The organism is Bacillus sp. IT-79MI2, assembly GCF_949768135.1.
GTDB lineage: Bacteria > Bacillota > Bacilli > Bacillales > Bacillaceae_G > Bacillus_A > Bacillus_A pseudomycoides.
Genome location: NZ_CATKPV010000084.1, coordinates 34,378 through 60,446 on the forward strand (window position 1 = coordinate 34,378; position 26,069 = coordinate 60,446).

A 26,069-nucleotide genomic window follows, 5' to 3' on the forward strand; every position below is an offset into this window, starting at 1 on the left:
TATGAATATTAAAGGGGGTAAAAATGATGACAAAAGTATATGCATCGATGGCAGGTAATGTTTGGAAAATTGTTGTGGGAATAGGGGATACAGTAGAAGAAGAACAGGATGTCGTCATTTTGGAATCTATGAAAATGGAAATTCCAATCGTTTCAGAAGAAGCTGGGACAGTTATGAAAATAAATGTACAAGAGGGCGATTTTGTTAATGAAGGAGATGTATTGGTAGAGATTGAATAGGGAGAAGAAGGGGTGAAATGTATTGAAGCTACCTACTTTTGCTGTCATTAAAGAAGTGGGACCACGTGATGGTTTGCAAAATGAAAAGAAAATTGTTGGCACAAAAGATAAAGTGAAATGGATTCAATTACTTTCAGAAGCTGGATTATCATATATTGAAGTTTCCTCTTTTGTTCACCCGAAATGGGTTCCTGCTTTAGCTGATGCGAGTGATGTATTTGCAGAGTTAAAGCGGAATTCAGATATTACATATGCTGCGCTTGTTCCAAATCAAAATGGTTTGGAACGAGCTCTTTTGCAAAATGTAGATGAGGTGAATGTTTTTTTATCAGCAAGTGAGTCACATAATAAAAATAACATCAATAAGTCCATTAAAGAAGCGTTATCTGTCGTGCGAGATATTACAAAGCAAGCAGGGTTTGCAGGTAAAAGAGTAAGAGGTTATGTTTCTACTGTATTTGGTTGTCCTTATGAAGGGGATGTGAGCATTGATGCTGTAGACGAATTATGTAATCAACTCTTCTCATATGGCATTTATGAAGTCTCATTGGGAGATACCATTGGTGTAGCAAATCCATTGCAAGTAGAGCGTGTATTAGAGCATTTACTTAAAAAATATGATTCTTCTCAATTCGCGATGCATTTTCATAATACGTACGGAATGGCGCTTGCAAACGTCGTTCAGTCATTGGAATACGGTGTTACGACTTTTGATAGTTCCTGTGGTGGACTTGGTGGTTGTCCTTATGCACCAGGAGCATCAGGTAATGTCGCGACTGATGATTTAGTACATATGCTCCACAAAATGGGCGTACAAACAAATATAAATGAAGAAAAGTTATTAAAGGCTAGTCAATTTATTCAAAGTAAGCTAAATATTCAATTGCCAAGTCATGTGTATAAAGCATTGCAACATAAAACAATAAGTAGGTGATAAAATGCTACAATTACAAAACATTTCAGTAGATTATGTAACACCGCATATCGTAAAAATAACATTAAATCGCGAACGGCAAGCAAACTCATTATCTTTTGCACTATTAGAAGAGTTGCAATCTACATTAAATCATATTAATGAAGAAGCTGATGTTCGCGTTATCATTTTAACAGGCTATGGTGAAAAAGTATTTTGTGCCGGAGCTGATTTAAAAGAACGTGCCAATATGAATGAGGAGCAAGTACGTCATGCAGTTGGGATGATTCGTTCTACAATGGATATGGTTGAGCAATTATCACAACCTGTTATTGCTGCAATAAATGGAATTGCACTTGGTGGTGGTACCGAGTTAAGTTTAGCGTGTGATTTTAGAATTGCGGCAGAAACAGCAAGCCTTGGACTCACTGAAACATCTCTAGCTATCATCCCAGGAGCTGGTGGGACGCAGCGTCTCCCAAGACTAATTGGTGTTGGCAGGGCAAAAGAATTAATTTATACAGCAAGACGTATTTCGGCGCATGAGGCGAAGGAATATGGAATGGTAGAGTTTGTGGTACCAGCTAACTTACTAGAAGAAAAAGCAATTGAAATTGCAAGAAGCATTGCGAGTAATGGACCAATTGCCATTCGATTAGCAAAAGAAGCAATCTCAAATGGGATACAAGTAGATTTGCATACCGGATTACAAATGGAAAAGCAGGCGTATGAAGGTGTAATCCATACGAAAGATCGATTAGAAGGACTACAAGCATTTCAGGAGAAACGTAAACCAGTGTATAAGGGGGAGTAAAAGTGCTAGAACAAAAACAACAATCGAATTCATTTCAAGAACGTGTTGAAACAATTAAACAAGGTGGGGCACCAAAATATCATGAACAAAATAAAGCAAAAGGAAAAATCTTTGTTCGAGATCGCTTAGCTCTTCTATTTGATAATGGTGAATATGTAGAAGATGCATTATTTGCTAATTGTGAGCAAACAGGCTTACCGGCAGATGGTGTTGTAACTGCTACTGGTAAAATACATGGTCGTACTGTATGTGTCATGGCAAATGATTCAACAGTTAAAGCAGGGTCTTGGGGTTCTCGAACTGTTGAAAAAATCTTACGCATTCAAGAAACAGCTGAAAAGTTACGTGTACCACTTTTTTATCTTGTTGATTCTGCAGGTGCCCGTATTACTGACCAAGTTGAAATGTTCCCAGGGCGCCGCGGTGCGGGACGCATTTTTTATAACCAGGTGAAGCTATCAGGTAAGGTACCACAAATTTGTTTATTGTTTGGTCCTTCTGCAGCTGGAGGTGCTTATATTCCTGCTTTTTGTGACGTTGTCATGATGGTTGAAGGAAATGCTTCTATGTATTTAGGTTCTCCGCGTATGGCTGAAATGGTTATTGGTGAAAAAGTAACACTAGAGGAAATGGGCGGCGCTCGTATGCATTGCTCGGTATCAGGATGCGGAGATGTATTATGTAAGACAGAAGAAGATGCGATTGCTCAGGCAAGACAATATATTTCATATTTTCCAAGTAACTATCAAGAAAATGCTCCTATGACTAAGCCTCAAGAACCAAAACAGTTCGAAAAAACGTTAGAACAAATCATCCCAGAAAATCAAAATGCTCCTTTTAATATGAAAGATCTTATTAATCGTATTATCGATGAAGGTTCTTTCTTTGAAGTGAAAAAATTATTTGCACAAGAACTTATTACAGGATTAGGACGAATCGATGGGAAGCCTATTGGTATTGTTGCAAATCAACCGCGTATGAAAGGCGGTGTATTATTCCACGATTCTGCTGATAAAGCAGCGAAGTTTATTAATTTATGTGACGCATATCATATTCCATTATTATTCCTTGCGGATGTACCTGGATTTATGATTGGAACGAAAGTTGAGAGAGCTGGTATTATTCGTCACGGTGCGAAAATGATTTCTGCTATGAGTGAAGCGACAGTACCGAAAATTTCAATCGTTGTTCGTAAAGCATATGGTGCTGGTCTATATGCAATGGCAGGCCCAGCTTTCGAACCAGATTGTTGTTTAGCGTTGCCAACGGCTTCCATTGCTGTAATGGGACCAGAAGCTGCTGTTAATGCCGTATATGCGAATAAAATCGCAGCGTTACCAGAAGAAGAGCGTGCAAGCTTCATTGCAGAAAAACGTGAAGAGTATAAAAAAGATATTGATATTTATCGCCTAGCATCAGAAATGGTGATTGATGGTATTGTTCATCCGAATGATTTACGTGAAGAACTAAAGAAGCGCTTCGAAATGTACATGAGTAAATATCAAGTGTTTACAGATCGAAAACATCCAGTTTATCCAGTATAAAAGCCCTATTAAGGGCTTTCTTGTTCGAAAAATGAGGAGGGGAAAACATTGAAACAAGCCGTTTGGTTTCCAACAGAAGAATATAAAGATAAAACACGTCTATATGGGTGGATGAAATCGCTTGGCTATGAAGATTATGAAGCATTTTATAACAAGTCAATTGAAGAAACTGGATGGTTTTGGGGAGAAGCGGAACGTGCAGTTGGCTATCAATGGATGGAGCCGTATACAGAAGTATTAGATTTAGAAAACGGTACACCATTCGCTCAGTGGTACACTGGGGGAACGTGTAATGTAGTAGAATCTGCTTTATCTCGTTGGCTTGCAGATGAAGAAACAAAACAACAACCTGCCCTCATGTACGAAGGGGAAAACGGAACAACAAAATCATTTACATATGAAGAACTTGATAGCTGGGTGAGCCGAGTTGCCAATGGATTGAAGCATTCCGGAATTGAAAAAGGTGATCGTGTAACGATTTACATGCCGATGATTCCAGAGACAGTTGTTGCTATGCTGGCAGTAATGAAAATAGGTGCGATTATTTCCCCGATTTTTTCTGGATTTGCAGCTGATGCAGTCATGACGCGTGTACAGGCAGCAGGATCCAAAATGATTATTACAGCGGATGGATTCTCGCGCCGTGGTAAAATCGTTTCATTAAAAGATGAGATAGATAAAGCGTGCGAACATTGTGCATCTGTTGAGAAGGTTGTAATTGTACGTCATGCTGGAAATGATTTTACACCTCATAACTATGACCTATCATGGAGTATTCTCGAAAAGGAAAAACCATTTATACACGCTGAAGAAATGAAAAGTGATGACCCGCTTATGCTCATTTATACATCAGGGACGACTGGGAAACCAAAAGGAACTGTACACACGCACGCTGGATTTCCTCTGAAGTCTGCATTTGATGCAGGATTTGGTATGAATATTAAGCAAGGTGACCGTGTATTATGGGTAACTGATATGGGCTGGATGATGGGACCGTTTTTATTATTCGGCTCTCTTATTAATGGGGCAACAATGGTAATGTATGAAGGTGTTCCAGACTATCCGGAAGCAGATCGATTATGGGAAACGGTTGATCGATATCAAATTACTCACCTTGGAATTTCACCAACATTAATTCGAGCACTGATGGCAAAAGGTGATGAATATGTAAAGAAACATTCTCTAGAAAGTTTAGAGGTATTTGCATCAACAGGTGAACCTTGGAATCCAGACCCTTGGATGTGGCTCTTTGAAACAGTTGGAAAAGGAAAGGTACCAATTTGTAACTATTCAGGTGGAACTGAAATTTCCGGTGGGATTTTTGGAAATGTTTTAATTAAACCAATTGCACCTATTAGTTTCAATGCATCTTTACCTGGAATGGCAGCAGTTGTATTAGATGAACAAGGTACTCCAATCCGTGATGAAGTTGGAGAATTATGTATAGAAAAACCGTGGGTTGGAATGACGAAAAGCTTCTGGGAAGACGACGAACGTTATGTTAACACGTATTGGTCGCGCTTTGAAAACAAATGGGTGCACGGTGATTGGGTCATTTATGATGGAGAACAGTATATTATTACCGGACGTTCTGATGATACATTAAATATTGCCGGGAAGCGTATTGGGCCAGCTGAATATGAATCAATTCTTGTAAAGCATCCTGGTGTAATAGAAGCCGCGGCGATCGGCGTACCAGATGAAGTAAAAGGGGAAGTCTGCCATTGCTTTATTGTTTTACAAGAAGGAATAAAATTTACATCTGAACTAAAAAAAGAATTATTGAATTTAGTAAACTCTCATATCGGAAAGGCGTTATGTCCAAAAGATATTCATGTTGTAGAAGACTTGCCGAAAACACGTAATTCTAAAGTAATGAGACGTGTGATTAAAGCAGCATACTTAGGGAGAGAATTGGGAGATTTATCTTCACTTGTAAATCCGGAAGTTGTCTCTTATATTCAGGGATTACAATCTAGTCAAATATAAAACAAGACATGAGCCCCTTATAAAAGGGGCTCATGTCTTGTTTTATGATGGATAGATTTTTTGTATTGAGAATCTCCTTTAATATGAATGAAAAGCACATACAATATCTAAGCCAGATTGAAATAAAGATTAATTTTGTAGTTCCTTTGCTGAATAATTCATGTATAAGTCTATAAATATGGAGAAATTGTCCATCTGTAAAACTAAAGTTTTATAGAAAAAGTTTCATGAATTTTTTGCTGTCCTAATGAAGTTATATGTATCGCTCTTGATTGTTCGAACTTAGTAATCCAATTTTGTTCTAACATTCGTACCAGAATTGCATTTCCTAGTGCACCTGCAATATGGTGTTGTCTCTCGGTCCAATCTAAACAACATCTGGAGAATGCACGTCTTTTATTGTGTAATCGTTCTAAGTTTACACCGAAATCTGAAAAAAATGCTTCACCGACTTTTGTTACTGCAAATTCAGTATCCTTTTTTATTAATATTTGTTTATTTAATAAAGCATTTGTAATCTCAACTCCTAATTTTCCTGCTAAATGATCATAGCATGTTCTTGCATATTGAATTTTTTTATTTTCTTTTGCTTGTTTAAAAGATCGAATTGGTTCGCAAGGGGCAATGTATAATAGCTTTTCTAGTGATTCTGCTAGCTCATGATTTGTTAATTTGTAATAACGATGTCTGCCATGCTTTTCTACTTCAACAATTTGTGCCTCATATAATTTATTGAGATGAAAACTGGCTGTTTGTGGTTTGATTTTTGCAACATGTGCTAATTTAGTAGCGGGATGGGCGCGCCCATCCATAAGGTGAACCAAGATGGTTGCTCGTGATGTATCACTAATTAAGGAAGCGATTTTCGCTATATTTTCATTCATCATCTTCACTCCTTTTTTACATCCATATTTCGATGATAATGGAAGTTTTTGTGTTTTACAATACAGATAAAGAATCAAAATTAGGAGTGATAATATGAATTCGGGAATAAGTAAACTATTATGCAAAGAGATACAGCCAAAGATTTTATATTATGGAATACCAATTTATTTATTATCAACATTGAATGAAGATGGGACAACAAATATCAGTCCAATGTCTTCTTCATGGGCATTAGGAAACTATATGATTTTAGGCATTGGTTTGGGAGGGCAATCGATTGGAAATCTTGAAAGGAGTAGAGAATGTGTTATTAATTTCCCTTCTGCATTGCAGTGGAAACAAGTAGAAAAAATCGCACCCTATACTGGAGTAGAGCATGTTCCAGTTTATAAACAAGAAATGGGGTATACATATCAAAAAGATAAATTTACAATGGCTGGTTTTACACCATTGGATTCACAGTCAGTAAAGCCACAACGCATTAAAGAATGCCCACTACAAATCGAAGCAAACGTAAAACAAATTAGGATTCCAGAATATGATCCTTTCTTTGCAATTGTTGAAACCGAGGTTATTCATGTACATGCGCACGAGGAGATAACAAAAGGGGAAAACCATATTGATCCGCAAAAATGGAGTCCATTATTTTATAATTTTAGACATTATTTTTCAATAGGAGAAGAGTTAGGAAAGAATTATCGAGCTTGAAATCTTAAAGGAGTCAGGGAAAATGATCAAACTTGAGTATTTTGAAAGAAACAATTTTAAGCAACTTATATATTTAGATTTGTTAAAGGATTATTCCAAGTTGAGAAATAGGACGATTTATGCTTGTAAAGATGGTGATGGGATAGTTATTGATGGCGAAGATATTAAACTAATTGGAAAAATTATAAAAATCTAATTTGGTTTCTTTTAAGTGCTCAGGTATAAAATTATAGCTATTTATCTTTCAAACGAATACTCTATTGATATGTTCTTGGATAGCGCTCTTTATACAAAATAGTACTATAAAATAAAAGAATTTTCTGTATAAGTGATATAATGGTATTAACTGAATACATATTAAAAAGGAGATGTTTTAGTAAGAAAATGAATATGAGTAAAGAATACGAAAAATATGTGAATATAGATGGGGCTGCATTGTACACAAAAGTAATAAAAGGGAAGAAAGATAATCCAGTAATTATCATGGATGCAGGATACGGTGATTATTCAAAAACTTGGGATCAAGTTGCAGAGAAAATTACAGAATACGGAACAGTGCTTTTATATGACCGAGCTGGTTTAGGGAAAAGTGAAAAAAGTCCGAATACACGTGTTAGTTCTGAGATGGTAAAGGAGCTAAGAGAGATATTACAACAATTACACCTTAAACCACCTTATATATTTGTGGGGCATTCATTTGGCGGTATTAATGTTCGTTTATTCGCTTCTTTATATCCAGAAGAAACTGCAGGATTAATATTAGTAGATTCAACACCAGAAAACTATAGAGAGAAATTTCTGCCTATCATGTCTTCTGAATTTCAAGAAGCATATTATAAACAATTTACATATGAAGGCACCTATGAAGAGTTTATGAGAAGTTTAGATGAGGTAGGGCGTCATCCACAAACACTCGGAAATATTCCCCTTGTTATAGTTGCTGCTGGAAAAAAAGATTTTTATTCTGATGAAGCGCAAGCCCAGTGGATAAAAATGCAAAAAGAACTATTGCAATTATCAAATAATCATAAAATGATTATTGCGCTTAATAGCGGTCATTATATCCAAAGAGATGAGCCTGAATATGTAATAGAAGCTGTTAAATGGATAGTATCACATATGTAAAAGGAGCGATATTTATTGGAAACTTTATTTCGATACAATTGGCAAGTAAGAGATCAATGGTTTGAATGGTGCAAACAGCTTTCGGAAGAAGATTTACTCTGTAAACGTGTTGGACGAGTAGGGGGTATTTTAGAAACTTTATTTCATATTGTAGATGTAGAGTATAGCTGGATACGTGCGCTTCAAGGGAAAGCGGATTTCGAACTGAAGTTTGAAGATTATAGAACGTTAGAAAAAGTGAAGCAGCTTTCTGATTCCTTTCGAACTAAAATGGAAGCCTTTACGCAAACATGGTCAAGTAATTTAGAGGATAAAATATTAGCAGCCTCATGGACTGATGAGACATTCAAATATGGCGAGGTTCTACGTCATGTGGTTGCTCATGAGATCCATCATATTGGTCAATTATCTATTTGGGCAAGAGAGTTGAATCTTCAGCCTGTGTCAGCAAATTTAATTAGAAGAGGTTTAATGATAGAAGCTGGGAATTCTATTTTGTAAAAATCTATAAAGTGGTGGTTGTTTTGAAAAGTATTATACCTAATAAAATTCATATCATTGGTTCTGTTGGAAGTGGAAAAACAACCTTAGCAAGAGCATTATCTTATCAATTAAATATTCCTTATTATGAGCTAGATAATGTTGTTTGGAGAAGGACTAAAAATGGAGATATAAGAAATACACCTAAGGAAAGAGATGAACAACTTTACAATATTGTAAATTCAAATGCTTGGATTGTTGAAGGTGCCCATCATAAATGGGTATCGCAAAGCTTTCAAAAAGCAGATTTAATTATATTCTTAGATGTAAGTGTAGTGAAGAGGATAGTCAGAATAATAAAAAGATTTATTTTGCAGTTACTTAACCTGGAAAAGGCTAACTATAAGCCCACATTTAAAATGTTAATGAAAATGTTTAAGTGGACGAATGATTTTGAAAAAGATAGTAAATCAGAAATTTTGAGTATGTTAAAACAGCATGAGGAGAAATTGATTATTCTGAAAGATAATACAGAGATGGAAGTATCGAGAGTAGGATTGTCACGCTTAAATTGAGACATTTTAATTGGTGTTTTTTTGAAAAAGTACATGCATTAAGAAAAAACTTTTTGTTTTATAGACTTTAATCATTTCAAAAATAGTAAGGCTTTGTTCATAGTACAACTTGAATAAACAACGGCGTTCAATAATAAGTCGGTTGTAAATATAGTAAGAAAATGAATTGATAAATAAGGTTTACATAGGAGAGATATGATATGGATAGAAATGGTTGTTTTGCCGGAACGGATGGTGAACAAGATGTTAAGTTTTCCATTATCATACCTGCACACAATGAAGAAAAATATATTGGTAGATGTCTTGATTCCATTGTGGTTGCATCCAAATTTTATAAAAATCAAGTCGAGGTAATTGTTGTATTAAATCGTTGTAGTGATTGCACAGAAGAAATTGCACAATCTTATCATTGTATAACTTTACAAGATGAGAATAAGAACCTATCTAAAATTAGAAATGCTGGGGCGAAAATAGCTCGAGGAGAAATCATTGTTACAATTGATGCTGATAGCTGGATGAGTGAGAATATGTTAAGAGAAATAGATAAGCATTTAAAAACTGGAAAATATATAGGAGGGGGAGTAAAAGGGAAATTTGAACGTATTTCATTAGGAATTATTGTTTCAGGATTATTGTTAATTATTCCTTTCATTTTTAAATATGGACTCGTTTCTGTCGGAATGTTTTGGTGTTATAGAAAGGATTTTGAAGCAATTGGTGGGTTTAATGAGGATTTATTAATGGCTGAAGATGCGGAATTTGCAATGCGTTTAAAAAAATACGGTAAGATCCATGGGAAAGGCTTTACTACCATTAAAAAAGCTTATATGACAACATCTTGTAGAAAATTTGATGAGCATGGTGATTGGACTTTAGTAAAGAGACCTCAAATTATTTTGGCATATTTAAAGGGAACAAATAAAAAGTATGCAGATGAATTATACTATGAAAAGAAAAAAGGGAAATAAGGAAAACCGGCTTTTTTAGAAAATACAAGCCGGTTTTTTATGTGAAAGAAGCTTTTTAGTTAGAAATCCTCTGAATCTTTTTTTCGTATATGTACGAATAGTGAAATGGAAATAATAACAAAAATTATTATTGTTTGTAAAAATAGATTTTCAAACTGAAGTAGAGATATCCACGATATTACATAATCTTTAATAGATTGAAGAGATGGAAGGTGAGTAGGATCGGAACCATAAGTAAATAGTTTTTTTGTTTCGATAAAAGCACTATTTTCTCCATTTGCCTCCATTACAATCGAAATAAACCTCTTGTTTCCTTGCTTTGCTGTACTAGCAAAACTATATCCAGCAGGATTTGAAAAGCTAGTTTGTAAACCATCAACTCCTTTGAATTTTATTTTACTATCAAGTGAATACAACATTTTATTTGTATTGAAAACATGTATATCTTTGAAGGTGAATTGATAAGAAGTTAATTGGGTGATTTCTAATATCATAGGATAATCCGTTATTAAATGCTGGGCTAGTTTCGAGGCATCTAAGGCTGTTATTTTAGATTCTTTTTGTTTATTCATTATGCCGGTTGCATTTGCAAAATACGTTTTATTAGATAATCCTAATTGTGTCGCTTTTTCATTCATTAAATTCGTAAAGTCTTGTTCACTTTTCGAAATATGTTCTGCTAAAAATACGGCCGCACTATTATCAGATGCAAGAACCATTGCATGAAACAAATCTCGAATCGTTATTTGATCTTCAAAAGTTATATCGATATTATTTCCTTCCATTTGAATGGAAGAATTACTTATTTTCACACGATCATCCCACTTGATTTTTCCTTTTTGTATTTGTTCTAACACAATATACTCTGTCATCATTTTTGATAAACTTGCTGAGGAGAAAGGGGTATCTTCATTTTTTTTATATACAATCTCTTCTGATGTTGCATCTATTAAAATAGCTGATGCTGCTTTAATTGAAGGTCCGTTTACATAGAAATAAAAATAAAAAACAAGAATTGCAGTAATAAGAAAAGACAATATAAGAAGCATCAAATTCTTAAAATGTTGCATAAGCTATCCTCCTTGTATATCGATATTACTAGTGTAAAAATTAATCTTTAACTAGGAGGAAAGAAAAGTTAAAGAATTTCTAAAGAATTATAAGGAATATATAAATTTTGGATAATTATGGTCATCATGAGGAAATAAACATGTATTTTCACTCACATTTAAACATAAAGAAGATTTAGAAGTAGAGGACAGGAATGAATTAGTAATGGATAAATTAAGAATCCTTAAAGAGTAAATTTTTTCAGTTTATTTAACGTAGAAGTAAATTATGAAGTGGAAGTAACAGTTAGAGGTGGAAAATCTTCTTAAGTACAGTAGGGAAAAGTGAAGAATCATTTGGAATTATTGGAAAAAAATCAACTTACGCAGGTACAAACTGTTATTTCTCACTATTCTTTAGTTCCTAAAACATCTGTATTTGGAGGCTCATAACCCATCTGGCGTGCTATAGCTACAATCCATGTAAAATGCTTACATTCTAGGTTTTTATTTTTTATATTGATAGTGATAAGTTGATAGATCGGAAATAAAACCCCATGGAATTTTTCCATGGGGTTTATCAATCAACACAACAAAATCACTATTATATTTAGAATATAGTACTTTTCTTGTTCTAATAGGTGATTTTTTTAGTGGATTTTTAGTTGTTGAGATAAATGCTTTTTATTGCTTATATGAAAGAAGCTTCACAGTAAATGTTGTTTGTTCAGTATCGCTATATACCTCAATTGTTCCATCGTGAATCTCCACAATACTTTTTGCAATCGCTAATCCAAGGCCTGATCCTCCCGTGTATGCAGAACGGGATTTTTCAACACGATAGAAGCGTTCAAAAATATGTGCTAAATCTGTACTTGGGATAGGCTGTCCGTAATTTGTAATATCGATTACAATCATGTTTCCGTCTTGATAAGCTGTTATATCAATAAATTTCCCATCATTACCATACGTCATAGCATTTATAATTAAGTTCTCAAATACACGTACTAATTTGTCTCCATCAGCAAGGGCCATAAGTTTTTCTGGTGGAAATGAAGGTCTACACTCAATATTGGCTTCCTGGAATTGCATACGAAATTGAACAGATAGTTGGCCAAGTAGTTCAATTATATCAATAGGTACAGTATTTAGTTGTAACTCGTTATTTTGAACACGCGTATACTCAAATAAGTCATTCATTAGCATGTTTAATCGATTTACTTTGTCATAAATAACTTGAATATAATGACGTAATTCTACTTCATCTCTGTAATTATCATGATGTATGAGATTAACATAGCCAACTATGGATGTTAGCGGTGTCCGTAAGTCATGTGATACATTTGTGATGAGTTCACTTTTGGCTTGTTCAGTTTGACGTTCTTCTTCAATTGAAACTTTTAACTGCTCTACAATGTGATTGACACCAGTTGCTAAGTCTTCTAAATAATTATGTTGTAAAATAGATACTTTATGATTAAAATTACCATCCGCAATATAACGAATTTCGTCAATCATTTGCTTTATGCATACTTCATAATATAGTTTTTTTTCGTGACGATAGAAAATATAAACATAGAATGAAAAAATCGAGAATAAAAACAGATAGGATCCCATCATTGTCCAAAGAGACTCCTTTAATCCCATATACTTTTCGTAGCCGACGATTCTGACAAATTCTCCACTTAATGCCGTTAATGTAAGGGAACTGTCAATTACACTCGTAACAAGACGGGATATGACAACCTCGGTAATGGGTGTAAGCAAAATAGATACTAAAAGCCAAAAAACAATTTTCCATTTCGGAATGACTTTTAATATGTCAAATGTCTCATTTCTCAATTTTATAACCTACTCCCCAAACAGTATGGATGAGTTTTTCGCCATTCGTTCCTGTTTCAAGTTTTTCTCTTAGGTTACTAATATGAACCATTACAGTTTTATTGGAACCATAACCATCTTCATTCCAAACTCGTTCAAATATTTCCTCTGAACTAAATACTCTACCAGTATTGCTGGCAAGTAAATATAAGATATCAAATTCAATAGATGTAAGTTTAATATACTCTCCATTCACTTTCACAGTATGATTATGTTTATGTATTTCAACAGAGCGGATGCGAATAATACCATCATCATTAAGTGATGTAACTTGTTGGAATGAAGATCTACGTAATAGCGCTTTAACTCTAGCTATTAATTCTAATGGATTAAAGGGCTTAATCATATAATCATCTGCACCTGTCATAAGACCTAGGATTTTATCCATATCTTCGGCTTTTGCACTTAGCATAAGAATAGGTACCGTATTTTCTTCTCTAACTTGCTGGCAGACTTCTAGTCCATTTCGTTTTGGCATCATAATATCTAATATCATAAGGTCAATCTGATGAAGTGAGAGCATGTGTAATGCTTCATCACCATCATATGCTTTATAAATGCTGTAGCCTTCATTTCGTAAATAAACGGCTAGTAATTCTACAATTTCTTTATCATCATCAATAATTAAAATGTTTCTTTCCATCATATACTTAATTCCTTTCTTTACATTCCCTCATCATTAATATAATAACAAACATTTAGGCATTTGGGAGTTAAGATCACACACAAAATTTCATGTAACGTATTGAAAAGAATTAAAAAAATACATCACGAATAAAAATAACAGGGTAATTTGTTTCTTTGTGATATGTTGAAACAAAGTTTTATTGAGGAGAAAGTAACGTGTTACATAAAAAACTATATACATTTGAACCCAGTGGAGCTTGGAAAAGTGATATAAGAAAGTTTTTATTAGATTGGGATTTGAAATATAAAATAAGTGAAATTTGAATTATTTAAAAGGAATAGTAAATTAGAAAGGATCTAGAAGAGGATGTGAAGTACTTACGAAGAATAAAGAATTAATAAGGTATTTATATAAAAAGTGGATTCCATGTTATGAGCGAAAAAACATCGGTGAATTATTCAAATGAAAATAGGGGGAAGTGAAAAGTGTAATGAAACGTATTGCAATTGTATCCGCATGGGAACCAGAGCTTACATACTTGTATCAGTATTATCCAAGCCATCGTGTAGAAAAACGAGCTGCTTGGGAATTTCATTTTCATTCTATAAATGAATTAGAAATAATCTCTGTAATTACTGGTGTTGGAAAAGTGAACTGTGCTAGTTGCGTACAGTTACTAATAAGTGAATTTAAGCCTGAACAGTTATTTATGACAGGCATTTGCGGAAGTTTATCTGAGAAAGTAAAGAATGGTCATATTGTTGTTGCACTTAACACACTACAGCATGATGTAACCGCTGCGGGAACAGGAACGGATAGTTTCGATTTATATACTGGTAGAGCAGCTCCTATTGAAACAACGAAATACCTTGTAAGACAAATAAAAAAAGTGCGTGCTTATGATCCAGTACATTTTGGAACTTTCATATCCGGAGATCAGCGTATTCGCAGTACGGAAATGAGATATTTACTACATACTGTATATGGTGCAATAGCTGTTGATCAAGAAATAGCTGCTTTTGCATACGTATGTCATGTGAATAAAAAGCCTTTTCTTTGTTTGAAAGCAGCTTCAGATCAAGCAAATGATAAAACTGTAGAGGAACAAAAGGTGTTTAAAATGTTAGCCTGTGAGAGAGCATGTGAATATTTAATTTCGTTTTTACGCGTTTACGAATTAACTACATCTCATCAATAATATGATATATAAATCTATATCCTTTAAAAGGAGCCTAACTTTAGTCATGAAAATAATAAATAAAGTAGCAATTATCAGTGCAAACGGAAAGGCTGGTAAATACCTTATAACTCAAGCACTACAAGAAGGATACTGTGTACGTATTCTCACACGAAATCCACAAATATTTAAAATATCGCATAAACATTTGGAAGTTGTAAAAGGAGATGCTCGCGATATTTCTGCAATACGTCGATTACTACAAGGCTGAAAGGCTGTTATTATTGCAGTGGGGAAACCTAAGAAAGAATCATATATATTTAGTACGGTGACAAATCATATTTTAAAAGTAATGGAAGAATACAAAATCAAGCGATAGCAACTTTTTCTTGAAGTCATTGTCGGTAATGATAGAGCGATTCAATTTTATACGAAGTTAGGGTATGAAAAAGTATATGATCTGTCTTACTATAATTTGAGGAACACTTCTATTTTGACAAGTAAGAGTGTACAAAATATAGAAATAAAGCAAATTAAGTTTGGCGAATTTCAAAACGGTATACAAAAATGGTTAAACTTCCATATAAATTGGCAAAATGATATCGATTATATGGAGAAAACTGAAAATAATACGTATTATGGAGCTTATATTAATGATGATTTAAAGGGATGTATATGTGTTAGTGACAATGGTAAGATAAGTTTATTATTTGTTGATAAAAAATATAGAAGAATTAGAGTGGCTACAAGTCTATTACAAACTGTAAGCAAAGAATTACAGTTTTCCAGTCTTTCTATTGGATTCCCTAATAATGGTTTACTTGAAGGGTTTGTAAAAAAATGTGGATTCGAGAAAAGTTCGTTGGCTCAGTATGAAATGTATTATACATTGTAACGTTTAGGGGAAAATAGAAAAATCTTTCAGCTGCATACTTTAAAAGAAACTGAAGGATTTATATTTTTATAGACATCATAAGTTTTTATTTGCTTTTTCATGTGTTTTGTGTGATATTTTTAAAAAACGAGCGTATGTTTGTTTTTCGAGTTTAAATGGAGGTATGACTATGTTAGCTTTAATAGAGAAAATAGATAATGAATATGTAGCTCAATTTAACCGTTCATTAAATCATGCAGTAGAACAAGTTTGGGCTGTATTAACAGAGAATGATAAACTAGCAAGATGGATGCCAAACCTTCATATTGAGAACCTACAAAAAGAAGGTATTATAAAATTTGATATGATGGATGGCTCAGGGGATTTTATTGATATCAATATTTTAGACTGTCAAGTAAATTCTGTATTAGAATTTACTTGGGGAGAAGATCGTGTTCGATTTGAAGTACATAAAAATCCAGATGGTTGTCTATTAATATTAAAGGAATTTATTCATGAAATAAATGAACACACACCAAAAGATTTATCTGGATGGCATATATGTTTAGAAATTTTTTCTTCTGTATTAGATGGTCATGACATGGACTTTCCAAAAGATGAATGGGAAAAATGGTATAAAAGATATAAGTTAGTAATTAGTAAAATCGAAAATAATGATTTAAATTAATTGTATTATTATGTGATAATTACAGATTAAAAAAGCTTTTATCGTGAAATAAAAAACTGTTGATTATATATGATGAATGAAATAAATACAGAAAAGAGTACATAATTGTTCACAATAATAAAAAACAGTACATAAAAAAGTGCTGTTTTTTATTATATTTCGAGGCAATATGTTTTTCTGAAACCATTTTATACACAACTTGTTATATCCAAGTTCCAATGTTTTTATAGTTATTTTATATTCGAACTACACTCGTTGTGGTAATATATTTTAATAGAGTATATTTTTACCAAATTACTCTTAACATTATCATAGGGGGATACATATGAAAAAAAGAATAGTTTCAGTTATTTTATCTTCTGCTATTTTATTTCCTACTATTTCACATGCACAGGAAAATTCTAAGCAAGAAAAACAGAATCAAAGATTTCAAAAAACACCTGCTGTCCAACAGCAAAAAGCAATTCATATAAAAACAGAGCTTTCACCAGAAATAAGGAATAGTGATATTAAAGGAAATAAACATGGTATTCAATACTCTAACCAAGAACGTAATACGGTCAAAGCTCCAAGAAATGGATGGTTCTCTTATAGTGGATACTGGTATTATTTTAAAAACGGATCGTTATATCATGGTTGGCTACAAGACGGAGGGAAATGGTATTTTTTATTGAATGGTTCCGGGGCAATGGTAACAGGGTGGTATAAGGTGGATGGCAAAAACTATTATTTTAATTCCAGTGGTCAAATGCAGACAGGTTGGGTACATGATGGTGTAGGTTGGGCATATTTTAAAGCGGACGGCTCACAGCAAACTGGTTGGTTTCAAAATGGTGGGTATTGGTATTATTCACCTAAAGATAAATATATGAGTACTGGCTGGAATCATATTGATGGAAAGCTTTATTATTTTAACTCCAACGGTCAAATGCAAACAGGTTGGGTACATGATGGTGTAGGTTGGGCTTATATGAAACAAGATGGATCACAACATGTTGGATGGTTAAAATATGATGGCAAGTGGTATCATTTTTATGCAGGATATCATATGACTAGAGGTTGGATTTTATTAGATGGTTATTATTATTATTTTGATGCAAATGGTATTTTACAATATTCTCAGAAAGCTTGATGTAATTACATAGAAGGAATTTTCTACCCTTTCTTAATGAGTAGGAGTTTATGCGGATTTGTTTATTGAGATTCGATCCCCAGAAGAAGATTTTAATAAGCGGTGTTATCTGATTAAAAGTGAAGAGTTAAAACGAAAAAGCACATCATTGTGCTTTTTCGTTTTAACAATCATTTAATAGTTCAGTTAGAAGTAAAAGCTTATCCAAAAATATCAAGACCAATCACTTCATTATTAGCTTCATCGACGACCAAGACAATTTGTTCAGCAAATGTCTGAAAGGATCGAATAGTTATTGATTCCTTTAAATCATCATATAAATACCAACCAGTTGGTGTTTTGCTTGTAAGTCATCATCTCGAAAAAATATAATATTATTATGTAAACTAATAATGATAAACTAAGACTCTATTTTGAAAAATATAATTTCAAAATAGAGTCTTTTAGTAAAGGTTAAATTAAGTAAAACGTAGGCTTAATTACTCATATTTTTTCTAATAACGCTAATTCCTCTTCAACAAAACACATCAAATCCTTAATTGTTTCACCAGAAAAGTCAAATCGAATTCCAGCTGCTTCATATACTGTTTTTACAGATTTAGAACTACCTAAAGATAAAGCTTTTTTATAGTTTTGCAATGCTTGCTGAGGGTTTTCTTTATATTGTTTATACATTTGTAAAGCACCAATTTGTGCAATTGCGTATTCAATATAATAGAAGGGTACTTCAAAAATATGTAGAACAGATAACCATTGTGCGACGATCCAATTTTTATAGCCATCTGTATTTACGATACTTGAATTATATAGAGAAGAAAGTTCTAAAAACTTAGCATTTCTTTCTTCAACAGTATGAGTTGGATTCTCATACAACCAGTGTTGAAATTGATCAATAATCAGTGTAATTGGTAAATACTCTATAATTTGTGTTAATTGTTCTTGCTTAGCTTGTTTAAAATCTTCTTGATTATTATAAAAAACATCCCAGTTGTTCATTGTAAATAGTTCCATTGTCATACTTGCTAATTCAGCAGTCTCCATTGGTAAATGTTGATATTGATGTATCGAAATATCTTTCATTAAATCATGATGAATACAGTGACCCATCTCATGTAAGAAAACAACAACATCATCCTGTGTTCTTGTTAAATTCATAAAAATAAATGATAACTTAGATGCGGGCAAATATTCACAGAATCCACCAGGTGCTTTCCCTTTTCTGCTCTCCAAATCTAAATGGTTATGCATTTTTTCTAGAAGAGCTGAAAAACTTGAATCAATCTCTGCGAAAAGTGTTTTGCTTTTTTCTATTAATTCATTTTCATTTTTTACAGGTTGTAAAGGTTTATGATCTGCAGGTACAGCATGTATATCCCACGGACGTAATGTATCTACCCGAAGCTTTTCCTGTAATTTTTTATGTGTTTTTTCTTGAAGCGGCACAACGTATTTACGAATAGATTCGGCGAATTCATTGCATTGTTCGGCAGTGTAATCAAAACGCTCGTATTTTTTAAACATGTAGTCACGATAATTGGTTAAACCAACGTTTCTAGCTTTTTTTGTTCGAAGTACAATCAACTGATTTAAGATTTCTTGAATTTCATTCTCTACGGATAAAAATTTTTCAGAGATAGCAGTCATCGCTTTTTGACGAATGTTTCGATCAGAATCTTGTAGATATATTCTTAATTCAGAAAGGTTTACTTCTTCACTGCCCCACATAGAAGAGAGATTACCAGTGATTTCAAAATATCTTGTTATTAACTCATCTTCAGTAACCTCTAAACTAATATTTTCTTCGTTAAAGAGGCTTCTAATGTTTTGGATTTTTGTATCTAAGAATCCAAACTGAGAGGGATCTAACTGGAAACGATAGGGTGATTCATAATATTTTTGATCTAGTAGACTTTTATAACGTTTTAATGTAGGCTGTACATTTTTTTGATCAAAGTCAAAAGCTTTTTTTACCTTTATATCATTTGTATTTCGTTGAAAAGCAATATAATGTTGCATGAGTTGCTCATTGATAGAATTTAAAGTCTGTGATTGTTGTATTAACCAATTCTCAAGTTCTTGATTAGAAGATATTGATACGTTTAATAATGTATCCAATTCTTTTGTTAGTTCAGCTATATTACTAATATTAATAGGCATTGCCTGCTGCATGAAAAATCCCTCACTTTTTATTTACTAATAGAGGTATTCTTTTCTTTCATATGAATTCCTTTTTTACCTAGGAAGTTTGTACCTACTATACCAAGAACAATCATTATGGCCCCAACGATATGATAGTATGCAATTTGTTCGTGTAAGAATAATACTCCTGCAATAATTGTAATAAGTGTAGATAGATTACTAAAGACACTCATTTTAGCTGCTTCCATATAAGACAATGAATAATTTAATAAAAATGCTGTTAGCAAAGAAGACAATAATCCTAAATATAAAATAGATATAAGAAATGTTCCGTTTGTAAATGGTTTAAAGTATGCATTTACAGTACCTTCATTCATATGTTCAATGATAGCGATTAAATTGAAACTAAGAAACCCAATCATTGTCATTATATATGTTAAGTCTATTAACTTAAATTTCTTTGTCATTTTTCGTGCTAAAACATTGTAGCAAGCAGATGATAACGCCGATAGCAGAATAAAAGCAACTCCTATAAAACTAGTCTCATGAGTTCCTATGCCATTCATAACAAATATATAAATAACACCAATTACAGAAATGAGTACAGATATTTTTTGCCATGCATTTGTAAATTCTTTTAAAAAGTAAGAAGCGAAAATCATTGTGAATATCGGAATGACAGCTTGGATAATCCCAGCTTCAGACGAGCTTGTATATACTAAGCCGAAAGCCTGGAACGCAAAGAATAATGCTGGGTAAAAGATTGCTAGTGGCAAAAGTGAAAGTATGTTTTTAAATGAAATATTTAATTTTACAAAACCAAAAATGATAGGAATAGTTGCTATTAAAAAAGCAACTGTAAAACGGTGTGCAAGTATATCGAGAGGAGTTGTAACCGTTAATGCTAATTTCACAAACATAAATGAAAATCCGATAATAAAGGCATATACTAATGCGGCTGTATATGCTTTAGTTGTGTTTTTCATAATTTCACCTCATATAATTGATTTACTACTGGCCAGTATATGTACATGGTAATCTTTCTGAATCGGTGCTACAATGTGAACAAATACAAACTGTACCGGTACAAAATGGACGTTGAGGTGTAATCATGTATAAATATTTAAATGTATTAAATGATTTAGAAAGCATGATTCAAAAAGGAGAGATAAGAGAAGGTAGGAAATTACCGTCTATACGTTCACTCGTATCACAATATGAGTGCAACAAAGCAACCATTATACGTGCACTTCATGAATTAGAGAAGCGCCATATTATTTATTCCGTACCTCAAAGTGGATATTATGTGGTGAAAAAAATGGGGAATTATGAAGAAGATGAAACAGAGAATTTTGATTTTTCATCTTCAGCTCCAGATCCTGATGTATTTCCTTACTTAGATTTTCAACATTGTATTAATAAGGCAATTGATACGTATAAGAATGATTTGTTTATATACGGTACACCTAAAGGGCTGCCATCTTTAATTTCAGTTGTGCAAAAACAACTAGCGAACTATCAAGTTTTCACAAAAGAAGAAAATATCTTTATCACCTCAGGAGTTCAGCAAGCTCTAGTTATATTAACTTCAATACCCTTTCCAACTCAAAATGAAACGATACTTATTGAGCAACCGAGTTATCACTTATTTATTGAATATCTAGAAACAAATCGTACTCCTGTAATCGGAATAAAACGCACTGCTAAAGGTATTGATTTATTTGAGTTAGAAAAGATATTTCGAACGGGAAAGATAAAATTCTTTTATACCATCCCAAGATTTCATCATCCACTCGGCACTTCATATTCTAAGAAGGAAAAAGAAAAGATTATTTCTCTCGCAAAGAAATACAATGTATTTATAGTAGAGGATGATTATTTAGCAGATTTAGAACAAAACCCAAAGGTAGATCCACTATATAGTTACGATAATTCTTCACATGTAATCTATCTAAAAAGTTATTCGAAGATTATTTTCCCTGGATTACGTGTAGGTGTGGCAGTTATTCCTGCTTCTATTGCAGAAGCGTTTCATAAATATAAAAAGCTATTAGATATTGATAGTTCAATGATTTCCCAAGCTGCTTTAGAAATTTACATAAAAAGCGGGATGTTTGAACGACACAAACAAAAAATCCAATTGTCATATTACGCTAGATCTAAGGCGTTATCTGGAGCATTAGAAGAAGCTTATAAAGAAAATCAACATCTGTTTTGTAAAACAGAAAGCAAAATAGGAATACATACGTGCTTATCATTACATAAAAGTATTGTCACGGAAACGCTTATTAAAAACTTAGGACAAAATCAAATATTTATAGAGACTGTTGATAAAAATTATTTGTCTTCTTTCCGTAAAGAAAAACTTTTAAAACTGAATGTATCAAATATGAAAGAAGATAAAATTAGGGTAGGAATTCATAGAGTAATCGAGGAAATGAAACAAGTAAATCGTGTAGATTTCCATTTTAAGAAAGACTAACACTTCATATAGGAGGTTTATTATGAAGAAAAACATAATAGCCTTGTTGATATGTATTGTCGTAGGAACCGGAGTGATAGTAATGGTTATGTATAATAAAGGAAGTGAAAATTGTAAAGGGGTTGCTATTCATATAAAGTCAGTTATTGTAGATGGCAACAACCTTTCTATATCGAATGTTAAAGTTTATGCAGACTCAATCGTAAATGAAGAACTTGCTATTTCAAATTCACAAGGTGAGTTCGAATTTTACACTGGTGTTTGTGGTAAGATTACGCTAAAATTTGTTACTCCGGATGAGGAAATATATACAAAAAAGTATGATAGAGAGCATGTGCCTAAATTAATTAGACTGGAAAATAAACATTAAGGAGAATTTTATATGAAACCATTACAAGGAAAAGTCGCAGTTGTAGCTGGTGCGACACGCGGTGCTGGAAGAGGTATTGCAATGATGCTTGGTGAAGCGGGAGCAACTGTGTACGTAACGGGAAGAAGCACAAACGGGAATTTATCATCAATGGGACGAACAGAAACGATTGAAGAAACAGCAGAGCTTGTTACAAAACAAGGAGGAAGAGGGATTGCTGTTCGTGTAGATCATACAGTAGAAGCTGATATTAAAGCGCTATTTAATAGAGTTCAAGAAGAACAAAACGGAAAACTTGATATTTTAGTAAATGATGTTTGGGGTGGCGATCCGCTTACTGAATGGGAAAAACCGTTTTGGGAACACGACTTACATAACGGATTACTCATGCAACAACGTGCTGTCCATTCGCATATGATGACAAGTTATTATGGTGTACCGCTTATGGTGAAAAAGAAGAAAGGGCTTGTCATTGAAATTACAGACGGTGTCGATTATCAGTACCGTGGAAACCTATATTATAGTTTAGCAAAAATCTCAACCATCCATTTGGCAGAAGCAATGGCGAAAGATTTAGAGGAACATCATATTACTGCTGTTGCGGTAAGCCCTGGATTTCTCCGTTCGGAAGCAATGTTAGATTTATTTGGTATAACAGAAGAAAATTGGCAAGAAGGTGCAAAGAAAGATCCACACTTTATCGCATCTGAAACACCTTTCTTTATTGGTAGGGCAATCGCTGCTTTAGCAAGTGATTCGAACGTTCATAATAAAACAGGAAAAGCCCTTAGTTCTTGGGGATTAGCGAGAGAATATGGATTTAAAGATATTGATGGAAGACAACCTGATTGGGGAAAATATTTTGAAGAGAATGTTTTAAAAGGACAATGAGTATTGTATAAAATGAAATGAAGACTAAGAACCATGTATATATCGGTTCTTAGTCTTCATTTTCGTTTTTATAAATATTTTTGCTGCATCTTCATTCCTTCTAACGGTGGACAAAAGGCTGTTAAATATTGTTACGTTTTAGAACTTTTTAAAACCCATATCCATAATATATAAAACAGTGTGTAGATGATTATATAAGAGGGAGTTGAATGAATATGAATGTTCCATATTTTAATAATGAAATTCGAGTTCCTGCTGTAACATATACTGCAGCACAAGGTACACTTCAATCTGTTCAGCAGGCATTACAAGCACAGGTACAAACAATGCAGATGCAAGGTATGCATTTTGACTATCCGTCTGTACAATATTATTACCCTACATATATTACTCAGAATGGGATATATTTTTCAACAATTCCAATTGGTGCTGTGTACAATTTATAAAACTGATTTTATTACTCTTAATAAAATTAAACTGTACCAACTTGATTTTGATCTGCAACATCAGAATCAAATGTATTCGTTGCACTCACACCGTTAAAGGTATTAGTTACAAAAGCAACATTAGATGATCCTGAACCATTATAGGCTTTTGTATTCTCTTTCGGAGAAACATTATAGAAATCACCTAAGTTAAAAGAACCGTTACTATTTTGAACAACAAGATTTCCGACAACAGAGGGCATAGTCTTCACCTACTTTATTAGATTAGGGATTGTTAAAGTCACTATATGATTTATTTTTGTAAAAGTGCAGCTTAGCATAAAGCGAATTTGAGCGGAAGAGAAATGTATCGTATGAACCAAAGACATCATTGAACAAAAAAATGCATAGATTTGTGGAATTGAGATGGGCTCTTTTTTATTAATATTTCGTGCTACTTTGATAAATGCATTAAGAAAAAACATTGATAAGATTCCATTAACCCAAGAAAATGTATTTATCGTTGTGCATCTAAAAGCGATAAATCTATTTATAGTAAAAACGTGCAAGCTGTTTTCTATCAAATGAATAAAATACATTATTTAATGAATAGGGAAGTGAACTATACTTTGTCTAAATGTTTTTTAACTAGATTAACAGGGCGAGAAGAAGTGCCTCTTGTAAAAACAGATGCTTGCGGTTTAGTACTATTTAGATTTAATAATGATTTTACAGGACTTCGATTTAAATTGGTGCTTAATGATATAGAAATATTGACTGCTGCTCACATTCATCTAGGGATGCGAGGTGAAAATGGTCAGATTGTCGCATTTCTTTTTGGACCAGTAACGAGTGGTATTAGTGTCAATAGAGGAGTGGTAACGGGAATAATTGTAGAAAGTGATCTTACTGGTCCTTTACAAGGTATTTCCTTGTTAGACCTAGCAAGAAAGATGGAAATCGGCAATTCGTATGTAAACGCTCATACAGAAAACCACCCAAACGGAGAAATTCGAGGGCAAATAAAAAGGTTTTAATCTTTCTTAACTGTATATAGTCTGTTCTTACAGGTTATAATTCCATATTTTTATTACTTATAAGTATGATGACAAAACCTTTAGCCATAATTATGACTAAAGGTTTTTGTTGTGGGGAAATTTATATAGAACCAATAATTTTTAGGGAGGTAAAGTTCATGGAAGATAATAAAAAATCAATTCTCGCTTTTATAGTGTTATTTCTAGGTTTAGGGTTCATTGTTGGAGGGATGGTTTATAGTTTGTGGGGACCATTTTAAATTCATTGGTGAACAATTGCCACCCAGGCAATTCAGTCATAAACTGTTTTCCATTTTTTTGTTAGTTAATGGACTTTATATATCATTTCTGAAATGAAGGAGAACATCTGCAATGAATTATATGCTGTTTAAAGCGATTAATCGTCTTGCTGGACGAGGTACTACTATGGATGCGATAATGGTTTTTCTTTCACAGAAGACGCGTTATCTATACCTTTGTATATTAATATTTATGTGGTTTAGAAACAATTTCTACAAAAAAAATATTTTGTATGCAGGAATTTCAGCAGGAGTTACTTTATTTATAAACCGTATCATCCAACTTTTTTATTTTAAACCTCGTCCTTTTATTTTCCATCGAATTCGTTTGCTTATCCCATCAAAGAGTAATTCCTCATTTCCAAGTAAACATACTGCCTTAGCTTTTTCTGTAGCGACTTCCGTTTTACTTCGTGAACGTTTAATTGGCTCTATTATGTGGTTATTAGCAGTTTTGACGGGTTTTTCACGTATTTGGGTAGGACATCATTATCCATTTGACATAATCGGGAGTGCTGTTATAGGTAGTCTAACAAGTGTGATTATTGATAAGAATACATATACATTTCAATCTCTTATTACTTGGATTATAAATATATATTCATCGTTCACAAAATTATTTAAATGAAAAAAGAGACAAATCCCCTATGTCATTCTTGGGAATTGTACCAAATAAAAAGAGAACATCCGCTTTTTTGTTTTATGGAGTAGAGCAAGAGGAGGCACAAATTGAAAATCTCTTTTGGAAGTTCAAAAA

The 26,069-nt window shown here is 33.2% G+C and carries 27 protein-coding genes and 3 pseudogenes; 23 read left to right on the forward strand and 7 right to left on the reverse strand.

What is annotated here, in order from left to right; all coding sequences use genetic code 11:
- The first annotated feature begins 23 nt into the window (after positions 1 to 23).
- From ACM6HU_RS21220 to ACM6HU_RS21240, 5 genes are read left to right on the forward strand one after another with little or no spacing between them, the layout of a single operon-like run.
- Complete coding sequence (locus ACM6HU_RS21220; RefSeq protein ID WP_003197789.1) at positions 24 to 239, forward strand: acetyl-CoA carboxylase biotin carboxyl carrier protein subunit; 216 nt, start codon at positions 24 to 26, stop codon at positions 237 to 239.
- A 22-nt stretch (positions 240 to 261) separates the two neighbouring features.
- Positions 262 to 1,173, forward strand: a complete 912-nt coding sequence (locus tag ACM6HU_RS21225) for a hydroxymethylglutaryl-CoA lyase (RefSeq protein ID WP_016114918.1) — start codon at positions 262 to 264, stop codon at positions 1,171 to 1,173.
- Between the two features lie 4 nt (positions 1,174 to 1,177).
- Positions 1,178 to 1,966 carry an enoyl-CoA hydratase gene (locus ACM6HU_RS21230; RefSeq protein WP_016114919.1) on the forward strand — a complete coding sequence of 263 codons (789 nt, stop codon included), beginning with the start codon at positions 1,178 to 1,180 and terminating at the stop codon, positions 1,964 to 1,966.
- A 2-nt stretch (positions 1,967 to 1,968) separates the two neighbouring features.
- Positions 1,969 to 3,510, forward strand: a complete 1,542-nt coding sequence (locus tag ACM6HU_RS21235) for an acyl-CoA carboxylase subunit beta (protein WP_097835813.1) — start codon at positions 1,969 to 1,971, stop codon at positions 3,508 to 3,510.
- A gap of 48 nt (positions 3,511 to 3,558) precedes the next feature.
- Complete coding sequence (locus tag ACM6HU_RS21240) at positions 3,559 to 5,499, forward strand: AMP-binding protein (RefSeq protein WP_016114921.1); 1,941 nt, start codon at positions 3,559 to 3,561, stop codon at positions 5,497 to 5,499.
- Between the two features lie 203 nt (positions 5,500 to 5,702).
- Here ACM6HU_RS21240 and ACM6HU_RS21245 read toward each other — a convergent pair whose 3' ends face one another.
- A complete protein-coding gene (locus ACM6HU_RS21245; protein ID WP_414848427.1) occupies positions 5,703 to 6,383 on the reverse strand; it encodes an ArsR/SmtB family transcription factor in 681 nt (226 codons plus the stop codon).
- 94 nt (positions 6,384 to 6,477) lie between these two features.
- Here ACM6HU_RS21245 and ACM6HU_RS21250 point away from each other — a divergent pair, with 94 nt between their 5' ends.
- The 6 genes from ACM6HU_RS21250 (at position 6,478) to ACM6HU_RS21275 (ending at position 10,240) form a co-directional block, all read left to right on the forward strand.
- Positions 6,478 to 7,092: a flavin reductase family protein gene (locus ACM6HU_RS21250; RefSeq protein WP_414848428.1), complete on the forward strand. Its 615-nt coding sequence runs from the start codon at positions 6,478 to 6,480 to the stop codon at positions 7,090 to 7,092.
- Positions 7,093 to 7,114: 22 nt separating this feature from the next.
- Positions 7,115 to 7,288 carry a hypothetical protein gene (locus ACM6HU_RS21255; protein ID WP_016131415.1) on the forward strand — a complete coding sequence of 58 codons (174 nt, stop codon included), beginning with the start codon at positions 7,115 to 7,117 and terminating at the stop codon, positions 7,286 to 7,288.
- Positions 7,289 to 7,482: 194 nt separating this feature from the next.
- Positions 7,483 to 8,217, forward strand: a complete 735-nt coding sequence (locus tag ACM6HU_RS21260) for an alpha/beta fold hydrolase (RefSeq protein ID WP_033671198.1) — start codon at positions 7,483 to 7,485, stop codon at positions 8,215 to 8,217.
- Positions 8,218 to 8,232: 15 nt separating this feature from the next.
- Positions 8,233 to 8,718: a DinB family protein gene (locus ACM6HU_RS21265; RefSeq protein ID WP_016114926.1), complete on the forward strand. Its 486-nt coding sequence runs from the start codon at positions 8,233 to 8,235 to the stop codon at positions 8,716 to 8,718.
- Positions 8,719 to 8,741: 23 nt separating this feature from the next.
- On the forward strand, positions 8,742 to 9,272 hold the full coding sequence (locus tag ACM6HU_RS21270) for a shikimate kinase (protein WP_088093707.1): 531 nt from the start codon (positions 8,742 to 8,744) through the stop codon (positions 9,270 to 9,272).
- Positions 9,273 to 9,472: 200 nt separating this feature from the next.
- A complete protein-coding gene (locus ACM6HU_RS21275; RefSeq protein WP_088093706.1) occupies positions 9,473 to 10,240 on the forward strand; it encodes a glycosyltransferase in 768 nt (255 codons plus the stop codon).
- Between the two features lie 59 nt (positions 10,241 to 10,299).
- Here ACM6HU_RS21275 and ACM6HU_RS21280 read toward each other — a convergent pair whose 3' ends face one another.
- The 3 genes from ACM6HU_RS21280 to ACM6HU_RS21290 all read right to left on the reverse strand — a co-directional run bounded on the left by ACM6HU_RS21280 (position 10,300) and on the right by ACM6HU_RS21290 (position 13,813).
- Positions 10,300 to 11,310: a D-alanyl-D-alanine carboxypeptidase family protein gene (locus tag ACM6HU_RS21280; protein WP_077294822.1), complete on the reverse strand. Its 1,011-nt coding sequence runs from the start codon at positions 11,308 to 11,310 to the stop codon at positions 10,300 to 10,302.
- A gap of 663 nt (positions 11,311 to 11,973) precedes the next feature.
- Positions 11,974 to 13,131 (reverse strand): sensor histidine kinase, encoded by a 1,158-nt coding sequence (locus ACM6HU_RS21285; RefSeq protein WP_098116910.1) that lies wholly within the window; start codon positions 13,129 to 13,131, stop codon positions 11,974 to 11,976.
- Complete coding sequence (locus ACM6HU_RS21290; protein WP_026008582.1) at positions 13,121 to 13,813, reverse strand: response regulator transcription factor; 693 nt, start codon at positions 13,811 to 13,813, stop codon at positions 13,121 to 13,123. The genes ACM6HU_RS21285 and ACM6HU_RS21290 overlap by 11 nt, the downstream gene beginning before the upstream one ends.
- 358 nt (positions 13,814 to 14,171) lie before the next feature.
- Here ACM6HU_RS21290 and ACM6HU_RS21295 point away from each other — a divergent pair.
- The 6 genes and pseudogenes from ACM6HU_RS21295 to ACM6HU_RS21320 all read left to right on the forward strand — a co-directional run.
- Positions 14,172 to 14,264, forward strand: a pseudogene (locus tag ACM6HU_RS21295) (DUF3885 domain-containing protein); the annotation flags it as partial.
- Between the two features lie 24 nt (positions 14,265 to 14,288).
- Positions 14,289 to 14,996, forward strand: a complete 708-nt coding sequence (mtnN, locus tag ACM6HU_RS21300; protein ID WP_016114931.1) for a 5'-methylthioadenosine/S-adenosylhomocysteine nucleosidase — start codon at positions 14,289 to 14,291, stop codon at positions 14,994 to 14,996.
- A 46-nt stretch (positions 14,997 to 15,042) separates the two neighbouring features.
- A pseudogene (locus tag ACM6HU_RS21305) lies at positions 15,043 to 15,351 on the forward strand (NAD(P)H-binding protein); the annotation flags it as partial.
- A gap of 3 nt (positions 15,352 to 15,354) precedes the next feature.
- Positions 15,355 to 15,870: pseudogene (locus ACM6HU_RS21310) on the forward strand (GNAT family N-acetyltransferase); the annotation flags it as partial.
- Positions 15,871 to 16,039: 169 nt separating this feature from the next.
- Positions 16,040 to 16,537 (forward strand): SRPBCC family protein, encoded by a 498-nt coding sequence (locus tag ACM6HU_RS21315; protein WP_016114934.1) that lies wholly within the window; start codon positions 16,040 to 16,042, stop codon positions 16,535 to 16,537.
- Positions 16,538 to 16,862: 325 nt separating this feature from the next.
- Entirely contained in the window at positions 16,863 to 17,669 is an 807-nt protein-coding gene (locus ACM6HU_RS21320) for an N-acetylmuramoyl-L-alanine amidase family protein (protein WP_016114935.1), read from the forward strand.
- Positions 17,670 to 18,152: 483 nt separating this feature from the next.
- On the opposite strand, the gene ACM6HU_RS21325 is transcribed toward ACM6HU_RS21320, so the two are convergent.
- Positions 18,153 to 19,838 carry a M3 family oligoendopeptidase gene (locus ACM6HU_RS21325; protein WP_016114936.1) on the reverse strand — a complete coding sequence of 562 codons (1,686 nt, stop codon included), beginning with the start codon at positions 19,836 to 19,838 and terminating at the stop codon, positions 18,153 to 18,155.
- 17 nt (positions 19,839 to 19,855) lie between these two features.
- Positions 19,856 to 20,794: a DMT family transporter gene (locus tag ACM6HU_RS21330; protein WP_016114937.1), complete on the reverse strand. Its 939-nt coding sequence runs from the start codon at positions 20,792 to 20,794 to the stop codon at positions 19,856 to 19,858.
- Between the two features lie 125 nt (positions 20,795 to 20,919).
- Here ACM6HU_RS21330 and ACM6HU_RS21335 point away from each other — a divergent pair, with 125 nt between their 5' ends.
- From ACM6HU_RS21335 to ACM6HU_RS21350, 4 genes are all read left to right on the forward strand, one after another.
- A complete protein-coding gene (locus ACM6HU_RS21335) occupies positions 20,920 to 22,290 on the forward strand; it encodes a PLP-dependent aminotransferase family protein (RefSeq protein ID WP_016114938.1) in 1,371 nt (456 codons plus the stop codon).
- A gap of 22 nt (positions 22,291 to 22,312) precedes the next feature.
- Positions 22,313 to 22,660 (forward strand): hypothetical protein, encoded by a 348-nt coding sequence (locus ACM6HU_RS21340; protein WP_098116909.1) that lies wholly within the window; start codon positions 22,313 to 22,315, stop codon positions 22,658 to 22,660.
- Positions 22,661 to 22,672: 12 nt separating this feature from the next.
- The gene (locus ACM6HU_RS21345) at positions 22,673 to 23,551 is read left to right on the forward strand and encodes an SDR family oxidoreductase (protein ID WP_016114940.1); all 879 of its coding nucleotides are present in this window, start codon (positions 22,673 to 22,675) and stop codon (positions 23,549 to 23,551) included.
- Positions 23,552 to 23,760: 209 nt separating this feature from the next.
- Entirely contained in the window at positions 23,761 to 23,997 is a 237-nt protein-coding gene (locus tag ACM6HU_RS21350; protein WP_077294816.1) for a DUF3947 family protein, read from the forward strand.
- A 26-nt stretch (positions 23,998 to 24,023) separates the two neighbouring features.
- Here ACM6HU_RS21350 and ACM6HU_RS21355 read toward each other — a convergent pair whose 3' ends face one another.
- Positions 24,024 to 24,239, reverse strand: a complete 216-nt coding sequence (locus tag ACM6HU_RS21355; RefSeq protein ID WP_003197853.1) for a spore germination protein — start codon at positions 24,237 to 24,239, stop codon at positions 24,024 to 24,026.
- Between the two features lie 321 nt (positions 24,240 to 24,560).
- Here ACM6HU_RS21355 and ACM6HU_RS21360 point away from each other — a divergent pair, with 321 nt between their 5' ends.
- Both ACM6HU_RS21360 and ACM6HU_RS21365 read left to right on the forward strand, forming a co-directional pair.
- Positions 24,561 to 25,013: a CHRD domain-containing protein gene (locus ACM6HU_RS21360; RefSeq protein ID WP_016114942.1), complete on the forward strand. Its 453-nt coding sequence runs from the start codon at positions 24,561 to 24,563 to the stop codon at positions 25,011 to 25,013.
- A 372-nt stretch (positions 25,014 to 25,385) separates the two neighbouring features.
- Positions 25,386 to 25,940, forward strand: coding sequence for an undecaprenyl-diphosphatase (locus tag ACM6HU_RS21365; protein WP_016132824.1), 555 nt, complete (start codon positions 25,386 to 25,388; stop codon positions 25,938 to 25,940).
- Positions 25,941 to 26,069: the final 129 nt, after the last annotated feature.

Coding starts and splice junctions, on each gene's coding strand:
- ACM6HU_RS21290 (WP_026008582.1), bottom strand. CDS start 13,813: ATGGAAAGAAACATTTTAATTATTGATGATGATAAAGAAATTGTAGAA.
- ACM6HU_RS21360 (WP_016114942.1), top strand. CDS start 24,561: ATGAATAAAATACATTATTTAATGAATAGGGAAGTGAACTATACTTTG.
- ACM6HU_RS21330 (WP_016114937.1), bottom strand. CDS start 20,794: ATGAAAAACACAACTAAAGCATATACAGCCGCATTAGTATATGCCTTT.
- ACM6HU_RS21320 (WP_016114935.1), top strand. CDS start 16,863: ATGAAAAAAAGAATAGTTTCAGTTATTTTATCTTCTGCTATTTTATTT.
- ACM6HU_RS21335 (WP_016114938.1), top strand. CDS start 20,920: ATGTATAAATATTTAAATGTATTAAATGATTTAGAAAGCATGATTCAA.
- ACM6HU_RS21275 (WP_088093706.1), top strand. CDS start 9,473: ATGGATAGAAATGGTTGTTTTGCCGGAACGGATGGTGAACAAGATGTT.
- ACM6HU_RS21345 (WP_016114940.1), top strand. CDS start 22,673: ATGAAACCATTACAAGGAAAAGTCGCAGTTGTAGCTGGTGCGACACGC.
- ACM6HU_RS21325 (WP_016114936.1), bottom strand. CDS start 19,838: ATGCAGCAGGCAATGCCTATTAATATTAGTAATATAGCTGAACTAACA.
- ACM6HU_RS21350 (WP_077294816.1), top strand. CDS start 23,761: ATGAATATGAATGTTCCATATTTTAATAATGAAATTCGAGTTCCTGCT.
- ACM6HU_RS21365 (WP_016132824.1), top strand. CDS start 25,386: ATGAATTATATGCTGTTTAAAGCGATTAATCGTCTTGCTGGACGAGGT.
- ACM6HU_RS21250 (WP_414848428.1), top strand. CDS start 6,478: ATGAATTCGGGAATAAGTAAACTATTATGCAAAGAGATACAGCCAAAG.
- ACM6HU_RS21245 (WP_414848427.1), bottom strand. CDS start 6,383: ATGAATGAAAATATAGCGAAAATCGCTTCCTTAATTAGTGATACATCA.
- mtnN (WP_016114931.1), top strand. CDS start 14,289: ATGAAACGTATTGCAATTGTATCCGCATGGGAACCAGAGCTTACATAC.
- ACM6HU_RS21255 (WP_016131415.1), top strand. CDS start 7,115: ATGATCAAACTTGAGTATTTTGAAAGAAACAATTTTAAGCAACTTATA.
- ACM6HU_RS21340 (WP_098116909.1), top strand. CDS start 22,313: ATGAAGAAAAACATAATAGCCTTGTTGATATGTATTGTCGTAGGAACC.
- ACM6HU_RS21280 (WP_077294822.1), bottom strand. CDS start 11,310: ATGCAACATTTTAAGAATTTGATGCTTCTTATATTGTCTTTTCTTATT.
- ACM6HU_RS21355 (WP_003197853.1), bottom strand. CDS start 24,239: ATGCCCTCTGTTGTCGGAAATCTTGTTGTTCAAAATAGTAACGGTTCT.
- ACM6HU_RS21220 (WP_003197789.1), top strand. CDS start 24: ATGATGACAAAAGTATATGCATCGATGGCAGGTAATGTTTGGAAAATT.
- ACM6HU_RS21230 (WP_016114919.1), top strand. CDS start 1,178: ATGCTACAATTACAAAACATTTCAGTAGATTATGTAACACCGCATATC.
- ACM6HU_RS21260 (WP_033671198.1), top strand. CDS start 7,483: ATGAGTAAAGAATACGAAAAATATGTGAATATAGATGGGGCTGCATTG.
- ACM6HU_RS21315 (WP_016114934.1), top strand. CDS start 16,040: ATGTTAGCTTTAATAGAGAAAATAGATAATGAATATGTAGCTCAATTT.